Genomic DNA, 5,795 nt, shown 5'->3' on the forward strand with positions numbered 1-5,795 from the left:
AGAGATCCAGCACGACAGCCAGGTAATGCCATTTCCCTTGAGCCCAGATGTAGGTGATATCGCCACACCAGATCTGGTTGGGTGCCGGCACTTCAAACTCTCGATTCAAGATATTCGGAATATCCGGCCGCTCGACCGTCGCCTGTTTGTAGGCATGTGATCCAGGTTGTTTGCTGACTAACGCCAGTTCCCGCATCAGGCCACGCACCTTGAACCGTCCGATTTGCTCGCCATCTTCCTGCATCATCGACACGATGCTGCGGCTGCCGGCGGCGCGCTACAGGGCGCTTTCATACGACCTCCTTATTGATCACGCGGTGCTGCCACTGCTTCAGGTTTTCAATCACTCGACTTGCTTGGGCAACGCTGAGCCATTGCAGCGCAGACACCTTGGTCATGCTTTTCACGAAGCTGGCCTCGGCCTACCAGAAGCTTGCGGGAACATTAACTGCGGAGTTGCGTCAGGCTCTCGCCCGCCGCGATACCACACTTTTGGGGGTGGTGCTCAACGTACTGCCGGCCTGGCCGGACTGCTGCTTTCGACCAGAGGCAGTGAAGCACCCTCGCTCCAGAGACACGCTGGCATTCGTGCCGGCGATTTTCGGAGATGAGGAACTGATGCCCAAGGAACAGGCGCTTTTGGACCTATGCCTGGCGGAGAAAGCCAACAACCGTAAGGTTCTGGCTTACTCCGTCTACACCGGAACACGGGACACAACCAGCAGGCTCAAGCGAATGTTAGAGCAGGCAGGTTTGAAGGTTGCGGTTCTTCGAGCCTCAGTGGATACGGCCAGGCGAGAGGACTGGATCCTCGACCAAGTTGATCGCGGGATCGACGTGCTGATCACCAACCCGGAGCTTGTAGAGACTGGGCTGGATCTGCTCGACTTTCCGACCATTGCGTTCCTGCAGACGGGTTACAACGTGTACCCCCTGCAGCAGGCGGCGCGACGGTCGTGGCGGATCGGGCAAAAGCAACCTGTGCGAGTCATTTTCTTTGGCTATGCCGGCAGCTCGCAGATTACCTGTCTGCAACTGATGGCCAAGAAGATTGCCGAGGCTCAAAGCACGTCGGGAGACGTGCCAGATTCAGGTCTCGACTCGTTGAACCAGGATGGTGATTCAGTGGAGATGGCACTTGCCAGGCAATTGATTGCTGCATAACAACAGGGCCGCCTTCGGGTGACCTTTTTTCTCCTAGAACTCTTTTGGTCAGATTCGGCACCTGATGCGTTTCTTTTTTACAGCTGTGCAACAGGTCCAGGTCAGGCATGCACTATGTAATCAAGGTCAAATTCAGTGCTTGTCCGATACCGACTCTGCCAAGCGACAGCGACGCAGAGCACACCGCAGAACACCATCCAAAGTCGGTGCTAGCCATTCAGGCGCTTCATGGTTGTTTTCCTATCAGTGACTAATTTAGTAATCCTGCTGCCACTACAACACCCTCAAGGGCTGACTGCCCCCCTATACAGAAGAAGCTCAATAGGTTTTGTTCGAGCAACCCAATGAATTGTCAAAGACCCAGATCCAGAAAATCCACCGATTGTTTTCCGAAAATCATCGGCTGGCGCAGCCGCTTAATGAGCGCGAGATGGATGATGAGGAGACGCCTTGGGAAATTTCATACAGAACTTCAGGTCGTTGCCTCGGTTGTTTGTCTGGGCTGCGACGCATAATGAGGTACAGCTCTTCAGCGCTGGCCGATAAGCATCATCGATCCACCGGCCCCATGAGTCGCCAGTAAGCAGCTGTGCATTGCCCGTGGGTAATGCGCTTGTGGATTTCCATTGCCTCTCACTTGGGTGAAAAGCAGTTTTTCTAGAACTACGAGAACGCCATTTCGGCTCTCATACTCAACACTAAGGATTCATGTTATGAAAAAAATGCCCCTCGCTTCTTCGGTATTCGCTACTGCTCTACTGGGTGCCGCCAGTGTTTCCGTGCAAGCTGCTCAAAACCCTTTTGCCGTGCAGGAACTGAGCAGTGGATACAGCCTGGCTGCCGCTGAGAAGGCCAAGGAAGGCTCCTGTGGGGAAAGCAAATGCGGTGGCTCGAGCAAGCCCGCGGCCACCAAAGATGGCAAAGCCAGCCATGAAGGCAGCTGCGGAGCCGAAGCCAAAGGCAAGGAAGGTTCTTGCGGCGAAGCCAAGGCTTCCAAAGCCGGTCATGAAGGTACCTGTGGTGGCGACATGAAGGGCAAGGAAGGCACCTGCGGCGCCGACAAGAAGAAGTCCTAAAACCGAGGGGACAGACCATGCACAAGACATTCGTCAGTGGGGCCGGCCTGGGTTTGCGTCGTGGCCTGCTTAACGGGCTTATCGAAAGCGCTGCCGGGCAAGTCGACTTCCTTGAGGTTGCTCCGGAGAACTGGATCGGCATTGGCGGCCGGCTGGGTCGCCAGTTCCGCGAACTCACTGAACGCCTGCCGCTCATGTGCCATGGACTGTCCCTCAACCTGGGCGGCTATACGCCGCTGGATCTCGACTTGCTACAAGCGATCAAGGACTTTCTCGATGAACATGCCATCCGCGGCTATAGCGAACACCTGTCGGCCAGCGCTGACCACGGCCAGCTCTACGACCTCATGCCGCTCCCTTTTTGCGAAGAATCGGTACATCGGGTCGCCGCGCGCATTCGCCTTGTTCAGGACATTCTCGAACGACCATTGATCATCGAAAATGTGTCCGCCTACACCCGTTTGCCAGGGGAGTTGGATGAAGTGGCGTTTATTCGTGCCGTCCTGGAAGAAGCAGACTGCCAACTGCTGCTGGACGTCAACAATGTGTACGTCAATGCCAGTAACTTCGCTTTCAATCCCTACGCCTATATCGCGGCCATGCCCAGTGAACGCATTGCTTATCTGCACATGGCTGGCCATCAGGATGAAGCGCTTGACCTGAAGATCGATACCCATGGAGCGGCAATCTGCAGCCCTGTATGGCAATTGCTGGCCCATACCTATGCCTGCCATGGCGAGCGCCCCACGTTGCTCGAGCGCGATTTCAACTTTCCGCCACTGCCCGAACTCTATGCGGAGGTGGAGAAGATTCGCCGCTTTCAAGCCCTGGCCAATAGATCGAACAATTCACAACTCGGGTACGGCACATGAATGCAAGACAGTGGCAGGAGCAATTCGCGGCACGGATTCGTGATCCCGAACGAGCGACTCAGCCTTCCTGGATACAGCCTGAACGCATGGCAATCTATGAAGAGCTGTTCTTCAACAATGTGGAAAGTTTTGTGAGCAACGGCTTCCCGATACTGCACAGTCTGTTTGATGATGAACGCTGGCAGCGGTTGATCAGGGACTTCTTGCGGGACCATCGCTGCACGACTCCCTATTTCAGCAAGCTGGGTGAAGAGTTCATTGCCTGGTTGGAAACGTCTTATCAGTCCGAAGAGGGCGATCCCCCCTTTATGACAGAGCTGGCTCATTACGAATGGATTGAGTTGGCCCTGACCCTGGCTGACTCCGCTGCCTGTGGGCAGCTGCCTGCCGGGTCATGGCACTGGTCACCTCTGGCCTTGCCGCTGGCCTATCGATGGCCTGTGCACCATCTGGGACCTAAGTACTGGCCGGCGTCAGAGCCAGAACTATCGACCTGCCTCCTGGTATGGCGTGACGCTCAAGAACAAGTGCGTTTCATGCAGCTCACGCCCTTCGCCTATCACCTTGCCTGCCGCTTGCGAGAGGCCGGCGAAAAGGGAGAAGTGCCGAGGCTTGCAGAGCTGCTGCCGGAACTTGCCAAACAGTCAGGACTGAGTGCCAACGAAGCTTATTTTCAACACGTTCATGCCTTGCTGAGGAGCTGGCTACGCCAGAACATCCTACTCGGTGCATTGCCTTTGGAGTGATTATGCTTAACTTTTTTGACCGTTCGTACCAACTGCTCAACTCAACACGTCGTTTGAGCTTTCTTGCTCCCTTGGCGCTGCGTCTGTTCCTAGTCCCGGTGCTGTGGATGGCCGGAACGCACAAGCTGACAGACATGCCAGCCACCATCGAATGGTTCGGCAATGCCGATTGGGGGTTGGGGTTCCCCTTCCCGACGCTTCTGGCCTGGTTGGCAGCCCTGACAGAAACTCTTGGCGCGATGTTGCTGCTGTTGGGGCTGGCTGTACGCTGGATCAGCATTCCACTCATGGTGACCATGCTGGTGGCGATTTTCGCTGTCCACTGGCCAAACGGTTGGCAGGCCATTGCCGATGTCGGAGCGCCTTTTGCCAACGATCAAGTAATAAGCTCCGGGCCGAAGCTGGAACGGGCAAAGCAAATCCTCGAGGAGCACGGCAACTACGCGTGGCTCACCTCTAGTGGCCACTTTGCCATCGTCAACAATGGCATCGAATTCGCTGTGACCTACCTGATCATGTTGCTCAGCTTGTTTTTCAGTGGCGCCGGCACCTGGTTTTCGATGGATTACTGGATTGCCAAAATCTGGCGCAAGCCCTCTGGCTTGCCACTATGCCCGCTGACCAGAGTATAGATTTCAAGGTGGTTTTCCCTCGTTGCGGGCATGCTGGCGATAGCCTTCGTGCCGGCGCGGCACGCCGGGCTGTTTGATCCGGCGTTCAAGCAGCAGATTGTGATCACGCATGACCCGGTAAATCCGTGTCACGTTGATCGCGGGTAGCCGAGGCCATGGACATGTTCTGCATGGGCGCCGACGGCGAGATGTTCAACCGCGAAGGTACGCCCTGGCCTGAGGCGAATTTGACGATCGTTGACTTGGCCACCTACTCCCGCGAGGGCTATATTACTCAGTTGTCGATCGCCTATATCTCGCTGCTCAACACCGTGAACAATATCGCTGAGCGCGACCAGTTCAAGGGCCGCCCTATCGTCAAGCTGACTGACGAAGGGCACATCATTACCAAGAACCCATTGCTTTCGCCCTACGCCGTCAAGATCACCAAAATGTGGCGAAAGCTCGGCGCCTGGTTCTGGCTCGCCACACAGAACGTCGACGACTTGCCTCTGCCTGTCTGGTGGGCATTTATGCATGCACTATCCAAAGATTTAACCAGTGGGGCTGTCGCTGCAATTCCTTGTGGCACGGATCTCAGACAGATGCGAATGGACGTCGACAATGCCCGCATCAGCAACCCTCTACTCGCCCAGGAAGTGACAGACTTTACTCATGACTGCTACTGGCCTTGTTCATGCGACAACCTGACTTAAGGTCATCAGCAAGTACATCTGAAACGCTCAAGGATCTGAACTGGATTGGTTCCCACTTTTTTCTGAACACCTCCAGCTACTACAACACCGATTACTCCAAGACTCCACGCACCTCATGGCCATACAACGCCAGTCGTGATGCAGGCCTTCCAGAGGTGTCTGGCGGCGGTGGTTAACCAAACTGATATCCCCGCAGTTTGTTCGGCCTTTTGTTAAAAGTAACAAAAATGATTTCATTGACGCCGAGGCGATCTGTGAAGCCGCCTCACGCCCTTCGATGCGATTTGTCTCGCCTAAAACCGAGGCCCAGCGAACGCTCTCAGTACTGCATGTATGCGTGAGTCGCTGGTACGCGACCGCACCAAAACAATCAATCAACTCCATGGCTTCCTGCTGGAGTTCGGCATCAGCCTGCCTCTGAGCCGGACGGTCATAAAACGTCTGCCTAGCGTTCTGGCTGGGCATAAGTTGCCGATACGGCTCAGCACATTGTTACAGCGGTTACACGCACACTTCGGCTATCTGGATGAGCAAATCATGCAGCTGGATAAAAAGATGGCTGGCCAACTGGCTGACGATGATCTGGGCAGTCGTTTGCTGACTATGCCCG

The 5,795-nt window shown here is 55.3% G+C and carries 5 protein-coding genes and 5 pseudogenes; 8 read left to right on the forward strand and 2 right to left on the reverse strand.

Going from position 1 to position 5,795, the window contains the following annotated elements; all coding sequences use genetic code 11:
- Together CRO75_RS31840 and CRO75_RS33635 are read right to left on the reverse strand one after the other, a co-directional pair.
- Window positions 1-274: pseudogene (locus CRO75_RS31840) on the reverse strand (IS3 family transposase); the annotation flags it as partial.
- Between the two features lie 16 nt (window positions 275-290).
- The gene (locus CRO75_RS33635; protein ID WP_097140587.1) at window positions 291-398 is read right to left on the reverse strand and encodes a phage protein GemA/Gp16 family protein; all 108 of its coding nucleotides are present in this window, start codon (window positions 396-398) and stop codon (window positions 291-293) included.
- A 16-nt stretch (window positions 399-414) separates the two neighbouring features.
- Here CRO75_RS33635 and CRO75_RS31850 point away from each other — a divergent pair.
- The 8 genes and pseudogenes from CRO75_RS31850 to CRO75_RS31880 all read left to right on the forward strand — a co-directional run.
- Window positions 415-1,164 (forward strand): annotated as a pseudogene (locus CRO75_RS31850) (helicase-related protein); the annotation flags it as partial.
- A 713-nt stretch (window positions 1,165-1,877) separates the two neighbouring features.
- Complete coding sequence (locus CRO75_RS31855) at window positions 1,878-2,240, forward strand: hypothetical protein (protein ID WP_097140589.1); 363 nt, start codon at window positions 1,878-1,880, stop codon at window positions 2,238-2,240.
- 17 nt (window positions 2,241-2,257) lie between these two features.
- Window positions 2,258-3,112: a DUF692 domain-containing protein gene (locus CRO75_RS31860; RefSeq protein ID WP_097140591.1), complete on the forward strand. Its 855-nt coding sequence runs from the start codon at window positions 2,258-2,260 to the stop codon at window positions 3,110-3,112.
- Entirely contained in the window at window positions 3,109-3,858 is a 750-nt protein-coding gene (locus CRO75_RS31865; protein ID WP_097140594.1) for a putative DNA-binding domain-containing protein, read from the forward strand. The genes CRO75_RS31860 and CRO75_RS31865 overlap by 4 nt, the downstream gene beginning before the upstream one ends.
- Window positions 3,859-3,860: 2 nt before the next feature.
- Window positions 3,861-4,490 (forward strand): DoxX family protein, encoded by a 630-nt coding sequence (locus CRO75_RS31870; protein ID WP_097140597.1) that lies wholly within the window; start codon window positions 3,861-3,863, stop codon window positions 4,488-4,490.
- Between the two features lie 143 nt (window positions 4,491-4,633).
- A pseudogene (locus CRO75_RS33485) lies at window positions 4,634-4,981 on the forward strand (conjugative transfer ATPase); the annotation flags it as partial.
- A pseudogene (locus CRO75_RS33490) lies at window positions 4,982-5,358 on the forward strand (conjugal transfer protein TraG N-terminal domain-containing protein); the annotation flags it as partial.
- A 5-nt stretch (window positions 5,359-5,363) separates the two neighbouring features.
- Window positions 5,364-5,795 (forward strand): annotated as a pseudogene (locus tag CRO75_RS31880) (transposase); the annotation flags it as partial.

Origin of the sequence: Pseudomonas sp. LAMO17WK12:I10, assembly GCF_900215185.1 — a bacterium.
GTDB lineage: Bacteria > Pseudomonadota > Gammaproteobacteria > Pseudomonadales > Pseudomonadaceae > Aquipseudomonas > Aquipseudomonas chlororaphis.